The following is a 22336-nucleotide window of genomic DNA, read 5'->3' on the forward strand; positions in this document are numbered from 1 at the left end:
GATGAACCCCATGCGACAAGCCCCCCTCGCCGCCCCTCGCGTCCCCGACGAAAGCGCGCCGCGCGCCCGCGCCGCGTTCCTTCGCTTCCTCGCGCTCTTCGGCGTCGCAGCTTCGCTCTCGCTCTCGGTCGCGGGCCCCGTCGCCGCGCAGGACGAAGACGCCGACACGGCCAGCGACGACACGGACACGCCCGAGCCCACGACCACGCGCACCAACAGCACGACCTCGGGCTCGGCCCCGATGCCCGCGGATTTCAGCGGCAGCCTGCAGATCGTACGCGGCCCGGCGAGCGCGAACGGCGGCGCCACGCCCGGGACCGCGCCCGAGATCTTCCCCGAGGCGAGCCGGGTGTTCATGAGCGTCCGCGACACCGACCCCGTCCCGATCGAGACGGCGCGCCGCGGCGGCCCGTGGCTCTGCTCCACGGGGCAATGCTCGACCACGCTCGGCGAGGCCGGGCAGAGCCGCATCGGCGACGACATGCTGCGCTCGATCAAGCTGCAGACGCCCACGCTGCCCTTGCCGCTCACGATCTGGGGGCGCCTCGACGAGCAGGGGAAACGCACACTCGACTTCGACCCCGTCCTGCTCGGCCGCCGGGACTACCGCCACGTCTGCGCCTACGCGCCCATCGGGCCGAACGACAAAGCCGGCCCGCGCAAGGTCGAAAAAGCCCCGCTCTGCCGCGACGACATGCCCGTCCCGCCCCTGCCCGACTCGGCCGAGGTCCTGCTCGGCATGCAGTGGCCCAAGCAGTCCGAGATGGCCGACTTCCGCTACCTCGCCATCGTCGATAGCTGCGGCAACGCCCGCGTGCAGCCCTTCCAGCGCACCTTCACCGTGCCCGTCTTCGAGGTCGCCTCCGGCGGCTGCGGCAAGGCCGACGGCAAGGTGCTGCGCATCTTCCCGAGCGGCGGCTGGCTGCGCGTGACCGCGTTCAACCTCGACAACACCGCCGCCGGCACGGTCGTCAACGCGACCTACCGCGTCTCCGTCCCGCCGCTCGAGAACATCGTCGAGTCGAACCCGGCGCGCATGCTCTTCCCCGATCCGCAGCTCGAGGATCTCAAGGTCGACTGCGGCCCCGCGATGCGCAGGTCCTCGGGTCTGCCGTCCGCGCCGCCCTCGAGCCCGTCCTCGCCCCCGCCAGGCGTGATGCTGAAGCAGGCCGCCGCCGCGCCTCCGCCGGATGCCGCGCCGAAAGCCGCGCCCCGCGAACCCGAGGCCTCGGGCCTCACGCCGCGCACGGCCCCGAAGCCCGGGGACAAACCCCAGGTCCAGCCCGCCGCGAAAACCCCTGCGGCCAAAGCTTCGCCCGTCGCGCCGAGGACCTCGCCGATGGGGCCGCCGCGTCCGTCGCTCCCGATGAAGGCCACGGCGCCCGCGGGCCCCGGGCCGCAGCCGCTCGCGCACATGTCGCTCGTCATCGCGCCCGAGCCGCTCCGGCAAGGCGTTTGTCGCGTCCGCCTCTCCGGCTCGACCAAGGGACGCCTCGTCGCCCCGCTCGCGCTCTACGTCTCGCTCACGCGCACCGATCGCACCTCGAACGGCGCGCCGATCGAGCTGCTCACCGATCACAAGTGGATCGTCACGCCGAACTCGGCCGAGTTCCAGCTCCCGCCCCTCGCGGAGAACTTCGACGGCGACTCGCGGCTCCGGCTCGCGGTGTACAGCGATCCGTTGAACACCGACGGGAAGGTCGTCCTCGTCTCCGACGCGACGCGCGTCGCGGCGTCCTTGCGCTCGGGCGGCGAGGCCACGCCCGAGGCGGCGCGCAGGCTCATCGGCTCGGCCACGATCCACTCCGTCCCGCTCTGCGGCGAGTCGAACTTCGAGACCCTCGAAGCCGCCGGGAGCTGCCTCCGCGCCTACCTCACGATCCCGGCCATGCTGGCCACGCTCCAGATCACGCGCGCCCCCTGGCTCGAACGACCCCTCGTCACGCGCAGCGTCCTCAGCGCCGTAGGCGTCGCCCTCGCCGTCGACAGCTACGACCCGGTCCGCCGCCGCGCCTTCCCCATCGCCGGCCAGCTCGGCGGCTCCATCCAGCAGCTCGGCGACGGCCGCGTGGGCCTGCTCGGTTACCTCGGCGTCGCCCCGACCATCCCGGTCCTCGGCGACGGCGGCAATACCACCTCCTTCGGCTTTTTGGCCGGCCTCGGCCTGTCCTACATCACGAACGAGAGCGGCCCCGACGAAGGCCTCAAGCCCGCGGCCTTCCTCTCGGTCGTGGTTCAGGTTGGACAGGCCACACCACAAGTCTCCAGTTCTGGAAGGGCTGTGTTCGGCACTTACCAGGGGGAGTGATAAGCTCGTGGACCAGGGTAGCTGCTCTTCCCCATACCCCTGCCGACTCCCACCCAGCATCACGTGAACGAAGGAGACCTCGTCGCCGGACGTTACCGACTGCTGCGCCCCATCGGGCGGGGCGCGATGGGTACGGTCTGGGCCGGTCGGCACGAGCTGCTCGGGCGGGACTTCGCCCTCAAGTTCGCGAGCCTGCCCGTCCGCGCCGGCCCGGACGCGCGCGCGCGTTTCCTCCGTGAAGCGCAGGCCATCGGTCGTCTCCGCCATCCGAACGTCGTCGACGTGGCGGACTTCGGCGAGGTCGCCCCCGGCGGCGGGCTCTACCTCGCGATGGAGCTGCTCGAAGGTCAGTCGCTCGCCGCGCGCATCGAGGAGCAAGGCGCGCTCCGCCCCGCCGAGGCCGTCGCGATCGCAGCCGAGATCGCGCGAGGCCTGGCCGCCGCGCACGCCGCCGGCATCGTGCATCGCGACATCAAGCCCGAGAACATCTTCCTCGCGCGTGGAATGCGCGGCGGCCTCGTTCCGAAGCTGCTCGACTTCGGCATCAGCAAGCAGCAACAAGCCGACGAGACCCCCTCCGCGATGAACGGCGTGACCTTCGGCACGCCCGCGTACATGAGCCCCGAGCAAGCCCTCGGCGAGCTCGACGTCGATCACCGCTCCGACGTGTGGTCCCTGGGCGTCGTGCTGCACGAGATGCTCGCGGGCAAACATCCGTTCGTCGCGCCAAACTATCAGGCGCTCATGACGAAGATCGCCGAGTCGCCTGCCGCGTCGCTCGACGCGTCGGTGCCCGAGGTCGTTCGCAAGATCGTGACGAGGTGCCTGCAGAAGGCCCCCGCAGACAGGTTCGCCGACGCCGACGCGCTCGCCGCTGCGCTCGAAGATGCGCTCGCGAGGATCGGCCCGGGCGAGGTCGCGATCGAGCGTCCGCGCGCCCTGCCTTCGTTGCGCCCGCCCACGAGCGCCGACGCGGCGCGGCCTGCATTCTCGTCGCGACGTGGACCCGCGCTCGCCGCCGCCGTCGTCGCGGTGGGTCTCCTCGCGGGCCTCGCCGTGGTGGCTCTCGCAGGAAAGCGCGACGCGGAGCCCGCCGCGCCCGCGCCTGCCCCGAGCGCGTCCGCGGCCGAAGCTCTGCCCACGCCGCGCGAAACCACGCTCCCCGCGACGCCTCCGAGCGCTACGGCCGCGGCCACGACGACGCAGGCTCCTCTCGCGCCACGCAGCGCCAATACCGTGACGCACGCTCCCTCGGGATCAGCCTCGGGAAAGGCCTCGGGCACCACGGGGAAGCGCCCCACGACGAACGTCAACGACCCTGGTTTCTGAGGTCCACGTGCACCCAGCCCCTGGAGAAGCGTGGTACCATCTTGCCCGAGGGTCCATTTTGCGCCGGTTTCACTCTCAGGCAGCCTGCGTGGGGATCGCCTTGCTCGCTGGTACCTCGTGGCCGACGCGTGTGTGGGCGGACGAACCTCCCACGGCCGAAGAGCTGAAGGAGGCGCGGGAGCGGTTCACGCGAGGGCGAAAGCTCGAAGACGAGGGCAAGTTCGCCGAGGCGCTCGCGCTGTTCCAGGAAGTGGGTCAGGTGAAGATGACCCCGCAGGTGCGCTTCCACATCGCGCTCTGCCTGGAGCACACCGGGAAGCTGGTCGACGCGCTGGAGACGTTCCGGCTCGCCGCGCGCGAAGCGACGTCGACCGCGCCAAACGTGGTGGCCGAAGCGAACCAGCACATCGATACGCTCGAAAAACGTGTGCCGACCCTGACGGTCCTGGTCGCGAAGAGTCGTCCCGGGGACGCGATCTCGCTGGACGGGCGGCCGGTGACCGCGGGCTCCGCGCTTCGCGTGGATCCAGGGGAGTACACGCTCACGTTGAAGCGGGACGGCGCGATCGCGAGCGAGCAACGCATCACGCTGGAAGAGCGCAAGAGCCTGCGGGTGGAGCTGGAGGCGACACCAGGCGGCGAGGGCGGTGGGGCCGCGCCCTTCTCGCTTCAACGAACGCTCGGCTGGACAGCGGTCGGCGTCTCGGCGGCGTCGCTCGTGACGATGGGCGTGTTCATCGGGCTGCGCGGGGATCGGCTGTCGAAGGTCGAGGCCGCTTGTCCGACGCTCACGAACTGCGATCCATCGGTCGCGCCGATCGCGAACGAAGGCGCGACGTACGCGACGCTGGTGAACGTGTTCGCCGGGCTCTCAGGGGCGGCAGCCGTCGCCGGCGTCGTGCTCTTGTTCACGGCGCCCGCGCCCGCCGCGAGCGCGCCACGCGCGGGCGTGCGCTTGAATCCCGTCTTCGCTCCGGGGGTCGGATTTTTATCGGTCGAAGGGAGGTTCTGATGCTGCGAACGAGCCGCGAGCGCTCTCCGTTTTCGTTCTTCTGCTGTCTGCTCCTCGGCATCTCTGCGTGCACGTTTCCGGCGATCGATTACGACGAGCCGGGCGAGGCCGCGAGCATCGCATGCGCGGCCACGCCCAAATGCGCGAGCGACGTCGAGTCTTGCTCGAAGCAGGCCTATGGGGACCGAAGCATGTGCATGTCCCAGTGCGGGAAATCCGGGCCGATGAACTTGAACCCGGATTGCAATTCGTGCGAATCCGCACATGAGACGGCCATGAACATCTGCGTCGCAGAATGCGAGTCGTGCAACGCGGCCGATGGCTGCCCGAACGCGACCGACAGCTGCCGCGCCCTGCTCGGCCTCCCCTGACGCGCGCTGTCTTCTCGGGCCGCCGCGCCGGGGCGCTGCCCCGGACCCCGCGGGGGCTGTCCGCCCCTCGACCCGGACCAGGGCAAGCCCTGGACTCGGGGTGGAAGAACTGCGCTCCGCGCAGTTCTTCCAACGGGCCCGTGACAAGACCAGGGACAGCGTTGCCAGTCACGGCGGTCTTGGTTGGCAGGGTCGTAGCTGGTCTTGCCTCGGCCTGTTCGATGAACTGCGCATCGCGCAGTTCATCGAACACGAGTCCAGCGCTTGCGCTGGTCCGGGTCCAGGGGCGGATAGCCCCGGTGGGGCCTGGGGCGAAGCCCCAGCGCAGCGGCGACGGCTTCGGTGACGAGCGCGCCAACCACGTGTGACAGCCGTGTGTCAATCCTTTTTTCCGTGCGCCCATTGAGCGGTTTCGTCCGGAATGAAATATACTGGTCACGAGAAAGACCAGTAGACCGGAAATATCCTGCAATGAACGGTTTGGCAGGGATGGTCGCGGTAATGACCACACGTTGAAATACCGGATTCGTGCAGTAGGGGCTGAAAAGAAGAGAGCCCCGACGTGCACGGGCACGCCGGGGCTCTTCGCGAACTGCACGAAGACGCTTTACTTCTTCTCTTCCTCATCGGGGGGCGTCGTCATCATGCCGAGCACCTTCGCGCCGGCTTGCTTGGCCCCGTCGAGCGCGGTGATCAGGCGCGCGTAGTTCGCTTTGTCGTCGGCGATGAAGAAGACGATCTTGTCGTCCTCTTTCCGCCGCTCGAGCTTCCCCTTCAGCTTGTCGACGTATTCTTCGTTCGTGACCTTGTCGAAGTTGATCCGGAAATCACCTTCGGTCCCGATACGAACCACGAGCTGATCGGGCGGCACTTCCGTGACCGTCTCGACCTTCTCCGTCTCCGGCACGCGCACGTCGATGTTCTTCTCGAGCAGCGGCGTGACGACCATGAAGATGATCAACATCACGAGCACGACGTCGATGAGGGGCGTGACGTTGATGTCCGAGTTCGGCGGATTGGCGGGTTTGATCGCCACCCTTCTCGTCTTTCTGCTCATCTCGTTCGGCTCCGCTGGCTCTACTTCTGCTCTTCAACGCCGAGGGCCACGCTCTTCGCGCCTGCCTTCCGCGACATCTCCATGACCTCGCGCACGTCGCCCACGGTCAGCGAGTCGTCGCCCTTGAGTAGGATCTTCCTCCCCGGCTTCTCCTCGAGGACCACCTTCAGCGCAGGCGAAAAGCCCTCTTTGTCGTACTCGCTGCTCTCGATGAAGATGTGCTTGTCCTTCGTGACCGAGAGGATGATCGGATCGCTTTCCTTGTTTTCCTCGTCGATCGACTTGGACTGGGGCAGCTTCACGTCCTTGCCACGCTGGAGCATGGGCGTGATGACCATGAAGATGATCAGAAGAACGAGCACGACGTCGACGAGCGGCGTGACGTTGATGTCGTTCTTTACGCTGCCCTTCTTCGGGCCGACTGCCATTCCCATGAGAACACCTACTCCCTCTCAGGGGCGCCCTCGCTGGACCCGCGCGCGCCCCGAGAGGCGCGCCCATTTCCGCGAGGGCGGGCTTTTCTAGGCCGCGGCCTCGCTCTCCTCGCCCTCTTCTTCCTCCTCCTCGCGCGGCCCCTCGGCGAGGCGACGCGCCACGAGATCGAGGAACTCGTTCGAGGACTCGGAGATGTCGACCGCGCGCGCGTCGACCCAGCCGGCGAGGAAGTTGAAGGCCATGACGGCCGGAATCGCGACGAGGAGGCCGAAGGCCGTCGTGATGAGCGCTTCGGCGATACCGGCGGAGACCGTCCCGAGACCGCCGGAGCCGCTCGCGGCCATCTTTTCGAAGGCCGTGACGATACCCATGACGGTACCGAGCAGACCGACGAACGGTGCTGTCGAGCCGACCGTCGCCAGCCAGCCGTGGCCACGCTTCAGGACCGCGAGCTCGCGGGCCTGCTGACGCTCGAGGGCGCGCGCGACGGACTCGAAGCAGAGGTCCTTGTCGCCGTGAACCGAGCCCTTGTAGGCCACGAGGCCCGCGCGAATCGTGCGACCGAGGTAGCCGATGTCCTTGCCGAACTTCGCGTCCGCAGCGCTGTCGAGATCGCCGTTCGCCAGGAGGGAGGCCATCTTCGCCGCGAACACCTTCGAGTCGGACATCGACTTGAACGACATCACGAGCCTCTCGCCCAGGACGAGGAGCGACGTGAGGCTCATGACGCCCATCACGATCACGACCAGGCGGGCAAAAAGCCCCATTTCACGCCAAAGTCCACTCAGTGAAAAATCCATGGTTTCGGTCGCGCCTCCCTCGCGCGCTCAATTTCGATGTCGGCAGTAACCGCTCGAACAGACGATTACATACCGAACGAACTTTCCTGGGCCAGATGTCCTATCAAGCGGGTTGCATGGACCTTAGTCCAGCTTGAAGCGGAAGTTGTACGTGTAGCTCACCCGCGCGGGCTTGCCGTTGAACATGATTGGAGTCCCGCGATGCCGTGCCAGGCCGGCGAGCACCGACTCATTCAGGTGCGGCAGGCCCTTGATGATGCTGCAGCCCTCGAGCGAGCCGCTCTCGGTGATGGTGCAGCGCACGATCATCAGACCCTCGACGCGGGCGGCGCGGGCCGCCTGTGTGTAAAAGGAGCTCACACTCGGCTGCGAGGGCCGGGTCATACCCGCGCCGAACGGGATCGTCACGTTCTGCGGAGGCGGAGGAGGCGGCGGCGGATTGCCGAGCACGCCACCGACCACGCCACCGACCACGCCACCGGGAACGCCGCCCGGCACGCCGCCGGGAACGCCACCCTCCTCGCCCTCGCCCTCCGGTTCTTCGGCGGGCTCGGGATCCTTCTCCGGTGGCTTCTCGTCCGGTTTTGGCTCCTCTTTGGTCTCGACGATCGTCTCCGGCTTTTTCACCGGCTTCGGTTTCTCGATCGGCTTGACTTTCTTTCCACCCGCAGGGGGCGGCGGAGGCGGAGGAGGCGGCGGTGGTGGCGGGGCTGCCGCCATGAACGTCACCTCCGGGAGATCCACCTTCTTCTCCACGGGTCTCGTCGTGATGTACAGGACGAGCGCGAAGATGAGGGCGTGAACCACCACCGACAGCACGGCGCCCGTGCCGAGGCGGCTCTTGGGAATGTTGTCGCGGCCTAGAACCGAGTCGAACATGAGCCTTGAGCCCTAGTAGTCGAAATCGTCTGCCGGCGCGAGCCAAAGAAGAGGGCACCCCGCACAAATTGCGGTTGGGGGGGAAACGAATTCTAGAGAGCCCCCCCAGCCCGGGTCCGGGCATGGGTGGTTCCGGGTCCTTCCCACTTCCGGACGCCCCCCGAACGGGGGTGGGTTCGTAAAAGAGGGACCAACCGAGGGACCAACCGAGGGACCAACCCGCGGGTGCGTCAGGCCCGACGGGTATGTCGGAGGCGCGCGACGGGCCGCGTCAGGGTGCGTCCGGGAACGTCGACGCGGAGGGGCTCGACGGGGGGTGTGTCCGGGCGTGTCTCAGAAAGAGTTACGCGGAGCCCGCAGAAAGTGTTGTTGACGGTCACGGAACATGAGTATAGTCGGCCGCCTTTTCGACACTTGGCCCACTTCTGGAGGGATGGAGGGCTCGTGATACTCAGAGACAGACTAGGCCTATTGGCCGCGATTGTGCCGTCAGTCGTCATGGTCGCCGGCTCGGCGTATGCAGCCGACGGCGTGATCACCGGCCAGGTGCGTAACGCGGCCACGAAAGCACCCGTTGCGGACGTCGTCATCACGGTGACGTCCCCCGCGCTGCAGGGTGAGCAGATCGTCGTGACGGATGCGGGCGGTAACTTCCGCATTCCGCAGCTGGCCCCCGGTGAGGGCTATACCGTCCGCGCAGACAAGGAGCAGTACAAGCCCTTCTCGCGCGGCGGCATCAAGCTCACCAGCGGCTCGACGATCCGCGTCAACCTGGAGCTTCTGCCGGAGAACATCCAGACGGGCGAAGAGATCGTCGTCGTCGGCAAGCCGCCGGTCATCGACGTCGGATCCTCGCGCGTCGCGGTTACCATCGACAGCGAGTTCACGCGTCGCGTGGCCGTGAACCCCCCTGCCGCCAAGGGCGGCGCGACGCGCTCCTTCGAGAGCCTCGCGGCCGTCGCGCCCGGCACCAACGCCGACACGTACGGCGTGTCCGTGAACGGCACGTCGTCGCCCGAGAACGGCTTCATCATCGACGGCGTCTCCGCGAACGACCCGGCGTTCGGCATCCTCGCGGTGCCGCTCTCGGCCGAGTTCGTGAAGGAGGTCAACGTCATCACGGCCGGCTACCTGCCGGAGTACGGCCGCAGCATCGGCGGCGTCATGGACGTCGTCACGAAGAGCGGTTCGAACGAGTTCCATGGCTCCGTGTTCGGGGCGATCACGCCCGGCGCGTTCGAGGGACAGCGTACGCTGATCCCGCGCGCGGGACAGACGATCAACACGAATCCGACGCTCGGCTCGGTCCGTGACTTCGGCTTCGAGATCGGCGGCCCGATCGTGAAGGACAAGCTCTGGTTCTTCGCGGGCTTCAGCGTGGCGCTGCAGCGCTACCGCCTCGAGCGCGTCCTCTCCCGCCTCAATCACACCTACGAGGATCGGACGATGCCCGATCCGATGAACCCGAACGGTCCCCCGATCGCGGGCCAGGACGGCATCAACGACACGGCGGTCCCCGTGCTCGACGAGTCGACCGGCTACCAGACGGCGACACCGCTCCGGGGCATCCCGCCGCAGACCTACTACGCCGATCAGCAGATTATGCAGTACATCGGCAAGCTGACCTGGAACATCAACCAGGACCACAACATCAGCGTGACGGTGTTCGGCGCTCCGTCGAACTCCGGCGGCAACGGCACGTACGGCTTCGACGCGCAGGACGGCGGCATCGGCGTCGGGAACCTGGTCGGCACGTACGACTCGCTCGGTCAGACGGTCGACATGTTCAACAACAGCGTCGTCATCAAGAGCTCGTCGGCGTTCGCGAACAAGAAGTTCCTCATCGATGCGACCCTCGGCTGGGTCTACAACAGCGTCGCGATCGGCGCGGCGGACGGCTCGAACGTCGACGACCTCAACGACCCCACGAAGCTCGCCTACATGCCGGGCATGACGTGGCGTCGTACGTCGAACCCCGGCCTCCACCCGATCACCGACTTCGAGACGCTCCCGCAGTCGGCCATCGACGACTGCAACCAGGGCGGCGCGCAGTTCGCGGCGATCAACTGCCCGGTGGCGACGTACCGCACCGGCGGCCCCGGCCAGATCAACATCGCCACGAGCCACCGCTACCAGGGCCGCGTGATCGCGACGGCGCTGCTCAACGCGCTCGGCCAGCACGTCATCAAGGCCGGCGTCGACTTCGAGATCCTGAACTACACGAACAGGAAGGCCTTCGGCGGCGGCGTGTTCTTCCGCGAGAGCACGAACGGCAACAACGTGGCGGACTTCCGTCGCTATGGCTTCCTCCAGTCGCCCGACAACGTCGTCAACCTCGACGTCTTCGAGGCGAACTCGACCTCGACGACGATCGGCGGCTTCATTCAGGATTCGTGGAACATCCTCGACCGCGTCACGGTGAACCTCGGCGTTCGTTACGACGCGCAGATGGTGACGGGCAACGACGGCAACATCGGCATCGCGCTGCCGAACCAGTGGTCGCCGCGCATCGGCGCGATCTGGGATCCGACCCGCGAGGGCCGGGCCAAGATCACGGCGAACTTCGCCCGGTTCTACCAGGCGATCACGCTGAACATGGTCGATCGCTCGTTCCCGGGTGAGCTCGGTCTCCAGAAGAACCGCTCGCTCAACTACCCGAACGGCAATCCGCCCAAGAGCGGCGTCTGCAACCCGCTCGACCCGCTGCAGGCGCGTGGCCCCGAGTGCAACAGCATCGACAACCTGATCACGGTCAGCGGCCCGACGCCGTACGATCCGAACCTCAAGTACCTCATCACCGGCTCGGATCGCGTCCCGGTCGATCCGGATCTCAAGCCGCAGTCGTCGGATCAGATCGTCATCGGCGGCGAGTACGAGATCATCACGGACTCGCGCATCGGCGGCGCCTACACGCGCCAGTGGCTGAACTACGCGATGGAGGACATGAGTCGCGACGAGGCGACGACGTACTTCATCGGAAACCCGGGGTACGGCATCGCGAAGGACTTCCCCAAGGCCACGCGCGACTACGACTCCTTCATGGTGTACTTCCAGAAGGCCTTCTCGAACCAGTGGCTCGCGCAGGTCAACTACACCATCTCGTGGAACCGCGGTAACCTCGCGGGTCTGTTCCGGCCGGAGACGGGCCAGCTCGATCCGAACATCAACTCGGACTTCGACCTGGTCTCGATCCTCGCGAACCGGACCGGCGATCTGCCCGGTGACCGTCGCCACGTGATCAAGTTGTTCGGCGCCAAGGAGTTCCAGCTCCCGGCGAACGTCACGATCAACCTCGGCCTCGGCTACCTCGGCCGCAGCGGCACGCCGCTGAACGTCCTCGGCTCGCACGTCCAGTACGGCGACTCCGAGGTGTTCATCCTGCCCCGCGGCGCCGGCGGTCGTACGCCCTGGCTCCACAGCATCGATACGAACGTCACGTTCGGCTACCGGTTCTCGAAGGACAGCACGCTCACGGTCGGCGTGGACGTCTTCAACCTGTTCAACTTCCAGCAGGCCACGGGCTTCGACCAGCGCTACACCCTGGCGGACGTCTTGCCGGTCGAGAACGGGAGCGAGGCGAACCTCTTCGGCAAGAAGGGTGAGGCGCCGACGGACACGAGCAAGAAGCTGCTCTACGCCGATGGCTCGGACTTCGATGCCAAGGACGTCAACCCCAACTGGAAGAACCCGACCGGTTATCAGACGCCGCGGCAGATCCGCATCAACGCGCGCGTGACCTTCTGATGGTTGGACGGGAAAGGAAGCTCACCATGAAGCACCGAATCCACAATGTCCTGGTCGGCGCGATGGGGCTCGCCAGCGCGGCGTTCTTCGCGTTCTCCGGGGCGTCCTGCTCGCAACCCACCATCCAGTGCATCGCCAGCCATTTCCCGTTCTTCACGAAGTACGAGCTCGTCAGCGGTGACGAGGCGTGCCTCGGGCTGAAGGGCGAAGACATCGGCCTGGCCACGTACCTCGCGCCGAACGCCGACAAGACGCTCGCGAACTACGACGATCGCAGCGTCGCGATCCAGTCGACCACCCTCGGCCAGATCGCGCGTGAGCGCGAGGGCGCGGGCTACGACCTCGGCACGGACAAGCCGTACGCGTTCGGCAAGTACACGACCGCCCCGGATGCGAACAACATCTGCTACGCGGGCGGCGCGAACGGCACGGCGGCGCTCGCGGCCGCGGACATGAACATCACGGAGTTCGACACGGGCGAGGTGGATGACATGGGCAACCCCATCATCCTCCCGGCCATGCACCTCCAGCAGGAGTGGCGAAACGTCAAGGTGTACGTGACCGCGGGCGTGCCGGGCACGCAGGTCGTCGGCGAGATGGTCTTCCGTGACGTGCTCGCGGGCTGCGAAGCCTCGTACAAGTTCGTCGGCATCTCGCCGTCGGTGTACTGCGGCAAAGACGTCCACACCGACGACGACAACAACCCCGACACGCCGTCCGATAACGACGACGCCGACCCGGCCAAGAAGGACACGCCGATGGTGGTCCCGGAACCGCTCTTCTGCGATCCGAAAGCGCATCCCGATCTGGGCATCTCCGTCGGATCCGGCATCAACCCGGACTTCCCGGTAGCCTGCGATCCCGAGACGCTCCACTGCATCCTGACCGGCGATCCGCTCCCCGGCAGGCCGTAACCCTCCCTCTCGTTCCCTCCAGAAACGACACGAGCCTCCCGCCCGCGCGCTCCGCGGCGGGAGGCCTCGTGGCGTTTTCCATGACCCCGGGAAAACGCCCGCGCCCGCAGGCGCTTCACCGCTTCGGCGCCGCGCTCCCTTCGCCGAGCGCCTCGCCGAGGCGACGGCGCGCGTCCGCGAGCGCCGCTTCATTCCGTTGCCCCGGGCCGAGCGCCTCGTGCCCCGCGACCTCCTCGCGCAGCGTGGCGATCTGCCCCGGCTTGTCGCCCATCTTCGCCTGCAGATCCGCGCGTTGCTTGAGGTACGAGAGCCGCCGCGGCCCGTACGAGAGCGCCACGGCGCGGCCATTCGCCGCGAGCGCGGCGTCGAGGCGCCCCATCTTCGCGAGCACGCTCGAGAGGCGCGCCGGCGGATCGTACGACTTCGGCATCTCGCGCTCGCGTTGCTCGAGCATGCGCACGGCCTCCTCGCCGCGGCCGAGCGCCACGTACGAAATCGCCCGGCCGTAATCGTACGTCGCCGCGATCTCGGGCGTCTTCGCCTCGGCCGCGGCCTTCTCCATGAGCACGAGCCGTTTTTCGTGCGCCGCGCGCGCGCCTTCCGCGTCGCCGAGCTCGCTCTTCACGCCCGCCAGGATCGCCAGGGCGTCGGCGCGATCGTCGACCGTGGACTCGGGCGGCGGCGAGGCGACGAGCGCTTCGAGCCTCGCCATGGCCTTGCGACGCGCCTGATCTTGCGTGGAGCTCTTCGCGAGCCGGCTCGCGCAGCTCAAGAGCACGGCCGCGAAATCGGCGGGGGCCGCGGCGCCACGAATCTCGTCGACGTGCGCCGCGCCGAATCGCGCGCATCCGTCGACGTCGCCGCTGCCGGCGAGCGAGCTCAGCTTCCCGGCGAGCGCGTCGTCCCGGCGCGGCCAGCGCGCGTCGACCTTCGCGAGCAACTCGTCGTAGAGCGCGAGCGCCTTGCGATGATCGCCGGCCGCGCGCGCGGCGCTCGCCTGCGAAAGCGTGTAGAGCGGATCCGAGGGCGGCGCGGAGGCATCCATCACGCGCACTGCGTCCTCGATGAAGCCGCGCATCTCGCGCGCCGACGCCGCGCCCGGCAAGTAAGCGACGACGTCGCCCTTCGCGGGATCGATCACGAAGAACGTCGGCCAGAAGGTCATCTTGTATCGCTCGAGGAATGCGGCGCTCGAGGGGCGATCCGTGTCGATCGCCGCGAACACCACGCGATCGGCGAGCGGGCGGAGCGCCGGATCGACGAGCACGTAGTTCTTCATGCTGAGGCACGTGTGGCACCACGGCGCCCAGGCATCGACGAAGAGCGCCTTCTTCTCTGCGCGCGCGCGCGCCATCGCGCCGTCGAGGTCGTCCTCGATGAACACGAGCGGCGCCGCGGCCGCGTCCTTTCCGGCGGCCGCGCCTTCCGGCTTCGTGGGCTCGCCCGATTTCGTGTCGTTCAGCCCGGCCGCGCCGTTCGTGCGGACGGCCTCGGCCGTGGTCGGCGCATCGGGACCGGGCGTCGGGGCTGTGCCGCATCCTGTGGCGAGGACGAAGAAGAGGAGCGCGGAGATCCAGGTGCGAGGGCGGGCCATGCGGCCGAGTGTAGTGCCGAGCGGGCGCGTTCGCCCGAACGAGAGCGTGCTCGCCCCGGCGACGGATTGCGTTATGGTGAGCCCTCATGAGCGAGCTCGAGGGGCGCTGCGGAAGCTGTGCGGCGTTCATGCGTCCGCGCGAGGATTCGCGCCTCGGGCGCGTGGGGGACTGCGCGCTCGAGGTGTATCCCTCGCCGATCCGGCAGACGTCGACGTGCTCGCGATACCGGCCGAAGGGCGCCCCGGCGCCGCCGCCTCCGCCGCGCGCGGCGGGCGAGCCTCGGAGGGCGCGCTCCTCGGCCATCGAGCCACGGCGCCGTGACACGGACGTCACGCGACCTTCATCGTCCGAGACCACCGAGGGCGCGCGAGCCGCGATTGCCAGCGCCTCGCTGCCCAGGGAGATCGACATCGACATGGATATCGACGAGTTCAGGCGGGTCTTGCGCGAGGTGCTCTCGGAGGAGCTCGGCCTCGGCCGCACGGAGCTGGGGGCGCGCTGGCAGGGCGGGGAGATCGTCCTCAAGCCGGGCAAGGTGGGCACCGCGGAGAAGCGCATCCCGCTCGACACGTTCTTTCACAAGATCGTGATGGTCCGGGACAAGCTCCGCGTGCTCGAGGCGAAGCTCAACGCGCACGAGGGGCTCCCCGACACGGACAAGGTGCAGCTCCAGGCGTACATCACGGCCTGTTATGGCTCGCTCACGACGTTCAACGTCCTCTTCGCGGATCGCGAGGATTGTTTCGTCGGCGCGGGCAAGGACGGCGGCGACTGACTCGCATCGAGAGGGACCGATGAAACGCTTTGCTTCTTCGTTCTCGTGTGTGCTTTTCCTCCTCGCGGGCGCGTGTGCGAGCGAGGTGGACTCCCCGGATCCGGAGCCGACGGGCTACGCGACGGGAGATCCTTGGGCGGGCGGCCCCCTCGAAGCGCCCGTGCTCGAGGACGTGATCCCGATGTCGAAGGTTTTGCGCGTGCGCTGGAGCCTGGTTTCGCCCTGCGAAGAGGTCGAAGCCGAGCGGCGCACCGACGCGGAGACGTTCGCGCCGGCCTTCACCGCGATCGGTACGGATACCGATCACGTCGACGAGGGCGCGAACGAGGATCTTACCTACACGTATCGGCTGCGGTGCGTGCGCGGCGAGGAGGCGTCGGACTTCTCGAACACCCTGTCCGCGAATCCGTTCATCGAGTGACTTCGTTCAACGCGGCGGCGGCCGGGGCCTCTCCGGCTGCGCGCTCGCGCGCGCGTTTGCGGGCGGAGGCGCGGGTCCCCGGGTGCGCCATGTCGCCGAGCGCGCGGCGCAGGGCCGCGGCCCAGAACGCGGCGAGCGCCGCGTCGTCCGTGAGGAAGACGTCCATCGGCCCGTGATCGCTGTCGATCTCCACGGCCACGAGGTCGTCGCGCCGGGGCGTCGAGACGCCGCGGACCTCTTCCATCGCGATCGCCGCGCCAAGACGGCCTTCCGGCAAGAGATCCACGGCGCCCGTACGGCTCACCCATGGGGCGATGACGAACCGATCGCGGCCGGCCCAGAAGAGCGGCGCGGAGAGGGCGCGGTAGCGAGCGCCGAAGCGCGCGACGCTCACGAACGCGTAGCCGGTGAGCGTCACGAGCGCGGCGGCCGCGGCGAAGCCGATCGTGAGGTTGCGATCGCCCGCTCGGAAGGCGCGCGCGGCCTGAAGCCACAGAGCGAGCGAGACAGCAAGCAGGATCGTGCCGAAGACGGTGTCACGCCGGGCGTTCGTCCGAGGACCCCGGCTGTCGTGATCTCGCAGGACCAGGCGTTCGCCCTCGGGGCGCAGGGCGAACCGCGCGAGCTTGCCGGCCGGTAAAACGGGCCCCTCGGGCTGGGGATCCGGCTCGGCGGCCGGGGGGAGCGTGCCCTCGGCGGCGGTGAGCGCCGCGGCAAAGGCGCGGGCGAGCGGGGCCGCCGCGCGAACGACACGGGCGCGGGCGCGGTCTCCGTCGAGATCGACCACGGCCGCGACGAGCAGGCGGCGCGGCGACGCTTCGGCTTCCGTGCGTTCGAGCTCGACCCAGGCCGCGGCGAGGGTGCGGCGGTTCGTGCAGGAGGGCGCGTCGCAGCAGGGACGTTCCTCGGCGGTCACGACCAACCGGGCCACGCGGCCGGCGGAGGGGCGCTCTCCTTCGGCGAGGCGGAGCGGGGCGATGCGGACGTCGGCGCCGCCGAGGGTGCCGCGGATCCAGACGGGCGCTTCGGGGTCGGGCCCGTGGCGGCTCGACACGCTGCCGAGGGGCGGCGCGGCGCGGAGCAGGAAGGGTGCCGAGGGCGGAAGGCGGTCGAGGGCGGCGGCGACCGCGCCGGGGACCGCGACGGCGTCGAGGGCGGGCTCGGACGTCTCCGCGCCGAGAGCGGACAGCGCGCGGGCTACGTCCGCATCGAGATCCGTTCGAGGGTGGAGCGGCATGGCCGGCGAGCCATGCCAGGGATCGGGAGAGGCGTAAAGTCTTGGAATTGGTGGCGTTCGGGGAGGCCGCTCAGCGCCGCCTGCGCCGACGGGCGATCGCGGCGAGGCCGAGGCCGAGGGCGGCGAGGGCGCCGAGCTTACCGCGCTGCCCCTCGACGGAGCAGCCGCAGCCGCCGGGGTCCTCGATCGCGGGCCCCTCGGGCTCCTCGCCCCAGCCGCCGCCGCCTGCGCCGGAGCCGCCGGGGCATTCGATGGGGCACGATTTCGAGCAGAGGTTGCAGATGCAGCCCGCGTACGCCTCGTAGGCCTTCACGCCTTCCGGGAATTGCATCTTGCAGGCGTCGAGGCAGGCCTTGTAGTCGGCGGGCGTTTTCGCGATGGGGCAGGACGCTTCACAGTTGTAAATGCCGACGCACTGACCATTGCAGCCCATGGCGAGCGCGCTGCATTCGGTCTTCGCGGCGTTCGTGGTGCAGGCATTGCAACTCGGGACGCCGGAGCCGGGCGGATAGAGGGAGCAGACGCCGTCGATGTCGTCCTGCTCGATCGAGGCGATTGCATTGCCACCGTCATAATAGGGCTCCATCGTCGCGCCCATGACGTCCGAATGGCCGAGGCCGAGAAAATGGCCCTGCTCGTGCGTGGCGATGGAGAGCGTATCGACGGGGCTGCCGCCGACGCAATTGCCGCCCGGGTTCGTGGCGGAGTCGTACCAGCAGAACCCGACGTTGTTGAAGACGATGTCCGCGTCGGAGATGATCATGTTCTCGCCGTCGGGCGACCATACCGGCAGCGTGACGCCGATGACCGAATCCACTGGGCCGAGCTCGAGCGGCCACGGATCCGGTTTGTTGATCCAGAGCAGCACGTTCTTGTTGTCGTTCGAATTCCAGGTGCCGTCCGGGAGATCACCGAGGAGCTGCGTCGCGAAATCGGTGCACTCGGGCGTCGCCCAGGCGCCGAACCCATCGACGAGCCGCTGCTGCGCGGTCGCGGCGATCTCCGGCGGGAACGTGGACGCGTTGACGTAGAATTTGACCGGGAGGATGCCCCAGACCGGATACGGCGGGCCTTCGAGGCCGGTCCAGGCGCGCGCCTCGGTCGGCGCGGCGAGAATGCCGGCCGCGCACGCGGCGAGGAGGGCGGCTTTGCGGAGGAACGATTTCATTTCACTTTCCTCCGGCGAGGCGGACCACGTCCGTCATGAGAGATTCGACCGCCTCGGGCCGCTCCACGTGCCCGGAGGGCTCGAGCTTCTTGCCCACGTAGCGGACGAGCTCGACGCCGTCGAGCTCGCGGTGCGCCATTCCTTTGGCGTCCACGTGGTACACGGAGAGCGCGAGCGCCGTGAAATACATCGTTCCTTTCTCGTCGCGACGCAGGAATACCACTGCGTCTTCCCCCGCCTTGAGCGCCGCGTCACCGAGGACCTTCTGCGTCTTGCCCCGGTGTGTCCCGCCGAACTGCTGGACGACGATGCGTCCCTCGACTTTGCCCTTGAGGAGCTGCACCACGTCGAGCTCGGTGCGCGTCACGAGGCCACGGCCGTCCTCGGATTCGGCCGTGACCGCCCTCCCCACGCGCACGCGGACCACGAGATCCGAACGGTTTACGAGCTCCTCACGTGAAAGGAAGAGCATGGTCGTCGCGTCCGCCACGGCGCTGACGCCGAGCAGGACGATGGCCGCGAGCACGGCCAAATACTTTCTGAAGCTCATGAAGTGCCTCCTCGATCCGGGCCGCTTCGGCCTTTCGATCCACCATGCCAAGCGTCGCTCGGCGTGTAAAGCAACCCCCTCGCGAAGCCCGTGCGCGTCCAGCGACGATCCAATTTTGATTGCAGGCTGGAAGTCCGCGCGCCCGGTGCGTCTCCGTCATGACGAAATTGGGTGGCTGTTTCGCGCAACGCAGGCTACCTCGGGCGTGTACCTTTCGGGTATCTGAGGAGTCATCCATGAAACGAGCTTCGTTGCGATCGTTCGGCCTCGCCTCGCTCTTCGTCTTGGGCGCCGCGATGGCCGCTTGCGGGACGGACACCACGGGACTGTTTGCCTCCGGCGGGCAAGCGACCGGCGCCTCGGGCGGCGCAGGTCAAGGCGGCGCAGGCAACGGCGGCGCAGGACAGGGCGGCATCGGGAACGGCGGTTCAGGGCAAGGCGGCGCGGGCAACGGCGGCTCGGGCCAAGGCGGCGCAGGCAACGGCGGCTCGGGTCAAGGCGGCGCGGGCAACGGCTCGTCGAGCTCGTCGAGCAGCATGCAGAGCTCCTCGTCGGGGCCGCCGCCTCCGCCCGTCATGGTCGCGTGTGGCGACATGGCCTGTCCCGTGAGCGGCCAGAGCGCCTGCTGCTGGGACGAATACGACTACAACGATCCGCCCCAGGGCGAGTGCGTGAGCGGCCCGGACGACAACGACAACTGCTCCACGGACTTCGGCGGCAACGGCCAGCCGGGCTTCGAGTCGCGCATCGAATGCCAGCTCCCCGAGCACTGCCCCGCCGGCACCGTCTGCTGCGGTGACCTCACGCAGACGAACCAGGGCAACTGGTATCCGCTCCTCCGCTGTGCTGCCACCTGTACCTACCCCGATCAGCGCGTCGTCTGCGACCCGCAGGCGCCCGACACGGACTGCCCGGTGGTCCAGGTCGGCGGCAACCAGGTGCAGACGACCTGCCAGCCGAGCACCATCCTCCCGGACGGCTACAACATCTGCCGTCCTTGAACTTTTTGAGTAAGGAAACATCGCACATCGCGAAACGTGCGCTTCAAAGGACGAGGGCCCGCGGGTCCCGCGAACGCGTGTTCACGGGACAAACCCGCGGCCCTCGCGCCGTGCGACGAACGGGGATATCCTAGGACCCGGAGGCGCCCGGTGGACCAGGAGCCACGCGGTCGCCTCCTCTCGAGGAACCCAGGAACGAGCCATGCAGAGTGGAAAGAGTCTGCGCTTGATGCCCGACCCGGCAGGCATCTCCGGCGATCCCGCGGCGGTGATCCCTCTGCTGGAGGAAATCGAAGCGCTGCCCGAGAGCGCCACCGGCGCGCTCGTCTTCGGCCCCCCGACGCAAGGCACGGTGCTGGTCGAGAACGGTCGAATCTGCTGGGCCGCGGCGTCCGGCATGGAGCGCAGGCTCGCGGACCTGCTCCGAGCGTACGCCGACGAACCCCCGGAGTCGAAGCGGATCGAGGACGTATACAAGCGCTGCAAGCGTGATCAGATCCCCGTCGTCAAGGCGCTCGTCGACAGCGGTCTCGTGTCGCTGGACGGGCTCAAAGAGGTGATCCGGCAGCACACGTCGGAGGCGCTGATCGCCCTCACGCGCGAGCCGCTCCGGGAAGCGCCGAACTGGGCGCCGCACAAGCACCAAGGCTACGACGCGAAGTTCACGTTCGATCCATGCGAGCTCATCGTGAGCGTGGGCGGCGTGTTCCACCCGGATCTCGCAGGGCGCGCGCGGCTGGATTTCGACGGGCTTCTCCGGTCGGGCGTGTACGCGGTGTCGTACGCGCGCGCGCCGCAGTCGAACACGCCGGTGCCGATCTATCGATCGCCGGGCGCGTACTTCACGCTGCGCCAGGTGATGTCGCTCGGGCGATGGGCGTTCTCCGCGCTCGACGTGTGCAACGCCTACAGCGCGCGCGCGAGGATCGCAGCGACGCTCGTCGAGCCGGGCGAGTACCTCGTAGCCTGGCAGTCGCGCGGCGTGGTGAGCGTGGCGCAGTGCGAGGACTCGATGAGCTTCGCGTTCATCGTGGGCAAACGCGCGCGCGCAACTTCCTGACGCGCAGCTTCTCGACGCTCAAGGCGAGGCTTCGAGCTGGGGTTCGGGGCGTAGGGCGCCGTCAGGCGACCCGGAGCCCCGAGCGTCAACTTCGAGATCGAGCTCGGACGGGACGGGCCGCGGCGGCAGCGGCACCGACACGCGCACGCCGTCGTGCACCGGGACGACGACCGGCAACGCCGCGCGTTGAGAAGGCGCGTCGCGATCGGCGATGGTGCGCGCAGCGACGACGCGCTGCGGCGACAACGAGTCGTTGGAGAGACAAACCTCGAGGGACTCGGACGCTGGCGTGATGTCGCACGCGATGACGGGACGCGCGGCGCGCGTGATGCGCGCGAGGACGCTCTCCTCGTCGGGGCTCGGCGGGCCGAGCGAGGCGAGCACCTCGAGCGCGCGCGGATCACGGTGGTACGCGAGCATCTTCGCGGCGTGGATACGCACGACACGCTGGCGCGCGCGCGAGAGCTCGAAGAAGGCGTCGGGGGAGGCAGGCTCGCGCCCGGCTTCGAGGCGTCCGAGGCGCGGCGGATCGATACGCATCTCGGTGCCCGGCGCCTTGAGGTGCCACTTGATCGCGCGGCCCGGGTAGAGCGGCTTTCCCCAGTAGAGACCACGATCGGTGGCGCCGACGCGGCGGTTCTGATCGTCGCGGCGCGCGAACGTGACGAGGACGCTCACGTCGCGCAGCGGCGTCCCGCCGTTGTTCACGACCGAAAGATCGAAGTCGTACCCACGTCGCTCCGAGGGGACCACACGGCCGGAGCCATCCTCGGGCCGTGACGCGAGCAGGACTTCGAGCACCGGGAGCCCCTCGTTCCAGAGAGGAGAAGCGGCGCGCGCGCACACACATCGAGGCAGGCGTGGTTCGCCGGGAGATGCATCCGCGGGCGAAGGCGCGGGAAACGCAGAGGCGAGGCGCGCGACGAGGAGCGGCACGTTCGGCGCGACGGTCGCGGGATCGGGGGGTTTGCCGTAACGCTGGAAGAACGAGATGCCGAGCACGGAGAGCGCGGCCACGAGCGCGACGAGGAGCGGCGCGCGCGCCCACGCAGGGAGCGAGGCCTCGGGAACGGGAGGCGCGGGCGGCGGAGCGAAGGGCGCGGTCGCGACGGGGACGAAGCCGAGGCGCTGGCAAAGCGCGAGCTCGAATGTCTCCGCGAGGCGATCGGATCCAGGGCCGCCCCAGGTGGCGAACCGAAGGAGCTCACGCAGGAGGAAAAAACTCCCCGCCGCGACGACGAGCCCGACCGCGAGCCGACCGAGGAGGCCCGTCACGAGCGAAGCGGGCGAAGCGAGCGCGGCGACGAGGCCGAGCGGCGCGGGCAGGAGCGCGACGGCGAGCGCGGCGCGCCTCCGTGCCTCGTACGCGCGCGCGAGGGCCTCGCGTGGATCGTAGGTGAAGCGCGCGAGCGTGAAGCGCGTGTAGGGCGCGGCGATCGAGGGATCGAGCGCGAGGCAGAGCGCGCGGCCGCGCCGGACGAGGCCACGGACGGCCGTGTACGGCACGCGCATCTCCACGGACTCCGCGACGCTGCCCGGCACGAAGCCGCTTCGAAAGCCGGCCGCGCGCACGAGCTCGATCTCGAGGACGTCGGGCAGGAGCGTCAAGCGGACGGCACCCACCGCGTTCGCACCTTCGGCCGCGAGGGCGAGGGCTCCAACGGTGAACGTGCCCGCCAT

Annotated in this window: 19 protein-coding genes; 10 read left to right on the top strand and 9 right to left on the bottom strand. The window is 68.7% G+C overall.

Annotated features, from left to right (window positions below; all coding sequences use genetic code 11):
• Positions 1-10 precede the first annotated feature (10 nt).
• From QHF83_RS19645 to QHF83_RS19660, 4 genes are all read left to right on the top strand, one after another.
• Complete coding sequence (locus tag QHF83_RS19645) at positions 11-2308, top strand: hypothetical protein (RefSeq protein WP_282419402.1); 2298 nt, start codon at positions 11-13, stop codon at positions 2306-2308.
• 63 nt (positions 2309-2371) lie between these two features.
• On the top strand, positions 2372-3637 hold the full coding sequence (locus QHF83_RS19650) for a serine/threonine-protein kinase (RefSeq protein ID WP_282419403.1): 1266 nt from the start codon (positions 2372-2374) through the stop codon (positions 3635-3637).
• A gap of 100 nt (positions 3638-3737) precedes the next feature.
• Positions 3738-4649 (top strand): hypothetical protein, encoded by a 912-nt coding sequence (locus QHF83_RS19655; protein WP_282419404.1) that lies wholly within the window; start codon positions 3738-3740, stop codon positions 4647-4649.
• Positions 4649-5020: a hypothetical protein gene (locus tag QHF83_RS19660; RefSeq protein WP_282419405.1), complete on the top strand. Its 372-nt coding sequence runs from the start codon at positions 4649-4651 to the stop codon at positions 5018-5020. Before QHF83_RS19655 ends, QHF83_RS19660 begins: the two co-directional genes overlap by 1 nt.
• A 607-nt stretch (positions 5021-5627) precedes the next feature.
• Here the strand turns inward: QHF83_RS19660 and QHF83_RS19665 are convergent.
• The 4 genes from QHF83_RS19665 to QHF83_RS19680 all read right to left on the bottom strand — a co-directional run bounded on the left by QHF83_RS19665 (position 5628) and on the right by QHF83_RS19680 (position 8191).
• Positions 5628-6056: a biopolymer transporter ExbD gene (locus QHF83_RS19665; RefSeq protein ID WP_282419406.1), complete on the bottom strand. Its 429-nt coding sequence runs from the start codon at positions 6054-6056 to the stop codon at positions 5628-5630.
• 41 nt (positions 6057-6097) lie between these two features.
• Complete coding sequence (locus QHF83_RS19670; RefSeq protein WP_282419407.1) at positions 6098-6511, bottom strand: biopolymer transporter ExbD; 414 nt, start codon at positions 6509-6511, stop codon at positions 6098-6100.
• 87 nt (positions 6512-6598) lie between these two features.
• On the bottom strand, positions 6599-7312 hold the full coding sequence (locus QHF83_RS19675) for a MotA/TolQ/ExbB proton channel family protein (protein ID WP_282419408.1): 714 nt from the start codon (positions 7310-7312) through the stop codon (positions 6599-6601).
• Positions 7313-7435: 123 nt separating this feature from the next.
• Positions 7436-8191, bottom strand: a complete 756-nt coding sequence (locus tag QHF83_RS19680) for an energy transducer TonB (protein WP_282419409.1) — start codon at positions 8189-8191, stop codon at positions 7436-7438.
• Positions 8192-8674: 483 nt separating this feature from the next.
• On the opposite strand from QHF83_RS19680, the gene QHF83_RS19685 reads away from it, so the two are divergent.
• Together QHF83_RS19685 and QHF83_RS19690 are read left to right on the top strand one after the other, a co-directional pair.
• Complete coding sequence (locus QHF83_RS19685; RefSeq protein WP_282419410.1) at positions 8675-11935, top strand: TonB-dependent receptor; 3261 nt, start codon at positions 8675-8677, stop codon at positions 11933-11935.
• A 26-nt stretch (positions 11936-11961) separates the two neighbouring features.
• Positions 11962-12849 carry a hypothetical protein gene (locus tag QHF83_RS19690; protein ID WP_282419411.1) on the top strand — a complete coding sequence of 296 codons (888 nt, stop codon included), beginning with the start codon at positions 11962-11964 and terminating at the stop codon, positions 12847-12849.
• A gap of 115 nt (positions 12850-12964) precedes the next feature.
• Here QHF83_RS19690 and QHF83_RS19695 read toward each other — a convergent pair whose 3' ends face one another.
• Positions 12965-14443: a thioredoxin family protein gene (locus tag QHF83_RS19695; protein ID WP_282419412.1), complete on the bottom strand. Its 1479-nt coding sequence runs from the start codon at positions 14441-14443 to the stop codon at positions 12965-12967.
• An 86-nt stretch (positions 14444-14529) separates the two neighbouring features.
• On the opposite strand from QHF83_RS19695, the gene QHF83_RS19700 reads away from it, so the two are divergent.
• Positions 14530-15219, top strand: coding sequence for a hypothetical protein (locus tag QHF83_RS19700; RefSeq protein WP_282419413.1), 690 nt, complete (start codon positions 14530-14532; stop codon positions 15217-15219).
• Positions 15220-15238: 19 nt separating this feature from the next.
• Positions 15239-15640: a hypothetical protein gene (locus tag QHF83_RS19705; protein WP_282419414.1), complete on the top strand. Its 402-nt coding sequence runs from the start codon at positions 15239-15241 to the stop codon at positions 15638-15640.
• Here the strand turns inward: QHF83_RS19705 and QHF83_RS19710 are convergent.
• The 3 genes from QHF83_RS19710 to QHF83_RS19720 form a co-directional block, all read right to left on the bottom strand.
• Complete coding sequence (locus tag QHF83_RS19710; protein WP_282419415.1) at positions 15630-16877, bottom strand: hypothetical protein; 1248 nt, start codon at positions 16875-16877, stop codon at positions 15630-15632. The genes QHF83_RS19705 and QHF83_RS19710 overlap by 11 nt on opposite strands.
• Before the next feature lie 70 nt (positions 16878-16947).
• Entirely contained in the window at positions 16948-18045 is a 1098-nt protein-coding gene (locus tag QHF83_RS19715) for a matrixin family metalloprotease (RefSeq protein WP_282419416.1), read from the bottom strand.
• A gap of 1 nt (position 18046) precedes the next feature.
• The gene (locus QHF83_RS19720; RefSeq protein WP_282419417.1) at positions 18047-18595 is read right to left on the bottom strand and encodes a hypothetical protein; all 549 of its coding nucleotides are present in this window, start codon (positions 18593-18595) and stop codon (positions 18047-18049) included.
• 236 nt (positions 18596-18831) lie between these two features.
• Between QHF83_RS19720 and QHF83_RS19725 the strand changes: the two genes are divergently transcribed.
• Entirely contained in the window at positions 18832-19596 is a 765-nt protein-coding gene (locus tag QHF83_RS19725; protein WP_282419418.1) for a hypothetical protein, read from the top strand.
• Between the two features lie 202 nt (positions 19597-19798).
• Entirely contained in the window at positions 19799-20656 is an 858-nt protein-coding gene (locus QHF83_RS19730; RefSeq protein ID WP_282419419.1) for a hypothetical protein, read from the top strand.
• A gap of 18 nt (positions 20657-20674) precedes the next feature.
• On the opposite strand, the gene QHF83_RS19735 is transcribed toward QHF83_RS19730, so the two are convergent.
• Positions 20675-22336, bottom strand: coding sequence for a hypothetical protein (locus QHF83_RS19735; RefSeq protein ID WP_282419420.1), 1662 nt, complete (start codon positions 22334-22336; stop codon positions 20675-20677).

Source organism: Polyangium sp. 15x6, from assembly GCF_029960785.1.
Taxonomy (GTDB): domain Bacteria; phylum Myxococcota_A; class Polyangia; order Polyangiales; family Polyangiaceae; genus Polyangium.

Excerpts from the sequence above, each read along its gene's own strand:
- QHF83_RS19710 (WP_282419415.1), bottom strand. The coding sequence starts at position 16,877 with ATGCCGCTCCACCCTCGAACGGATCTCGATGCGGACGTAGCCCGCGCG.
- QHF83_RS19705 (WP_282419414.1), top strand. The coding sequence starts at position 15,239 with ATGAAACGCTTTGCTTCTTCGTTCTCGTGTGTGCTTTTCCTCCTCGCG.
- QHF83_RS19645 (WP_282419402.1), top strand. The coding sequence starts at position 11 with ATGCGACAAGCCCCCCTCGCCGCCCCTCGCGTCCCCGACGAAAGCGCG.
- QHF83_RS19700 (WP_282419413.1), top strand. The coding sequence starts at position 14,530 with ATGAGCGAGCTCGAGGGGCGCTGCGGAAGCTGTGCGGCGTTCATGCGT.
- QHF83_RS19695 (WP_282419412.1), bottom strand. The coding sequence starts at position 14,443 with ATGGCCCGCCCTCGCACCTGGATCTCCGCGCTCCTCTTCTTCGTCCTC.
- QHF83_RS19675 (WP_282419408.1), bottom strand. The coding sequence starts at position 7,312 with ATGGATTTTTCACTGAGTGGACTTTGGCGTGAAATGGGGCTTTTTGCC.
- QHF83_RS19690 (WP_282419411.1), top strand. The coding sequence starts at position 11,962 with ATGAAGCACCGAATCCACAATGTCCTGGTCGGCGCGATGGGGCTCGCC.
- QHF83_RS19670 (WP_282419407.1), bottom strand. The coding sequence starts at position 6,511 with ATGGGAATGGCAGTCGGCCCGAAGAAGGGCAGCGTAAAGAACGACATC.
- QHF83_RS19660 (WP_282419405.1), top strand. The coding sequence starts at position 4,649 with ATGCTGCGAACGAGCCGCGAGCGCTCTCCGTTTTCGTTCTTCTGCTGT.
- QHF83_RS19720 (WP_282419417.1), bottom strand. The coding sequence starts at position 18,595 with ATGAGCTTCAGAAAGTATTTGGCCGTGCTCGCGGCCATCGTCCTGCTC.
- QHF83_RS19715 (WP_282419416.1), bottom strand. The coding sequence starts at position 18,045 with ATGAAATCGTTCCTCCGCAAAGCCGCCCTCCTCGCCGCGTGCGCGGCC.
- QHF83_RS19735 (WP_282419420.1), bottom strand. The coding sequence starts at position 22,336 with ATGGCGGGCACGTTCACCGTTGGAGCCCTCGCCCTCGCGGCCGAAGGT.
- QHF83_RS19680 (WP_282419409.1), bottom strand. The coding sequence starts at position 8,191 with ATGTTCGACTCGGTTCTAGGCCGCGACAACATTCCCAAGAGCCGCCTC.
- QHF83_RS19730 (WP_282419419.1), top strand. The coding sequence starts at position 19,799 with ATGCAGAGTGGAAAGAGTCTGCGCTTGATGCCCGACCCGGCAGGCATC.
- QHF83_RS19725 (WP_282419418.1), top strand. The coding sequence starts at position 18,832 with ATGAAACGAGCTTCGTTGCGATCGTTCGGCCTCGCCTCGCTCTTCGTC.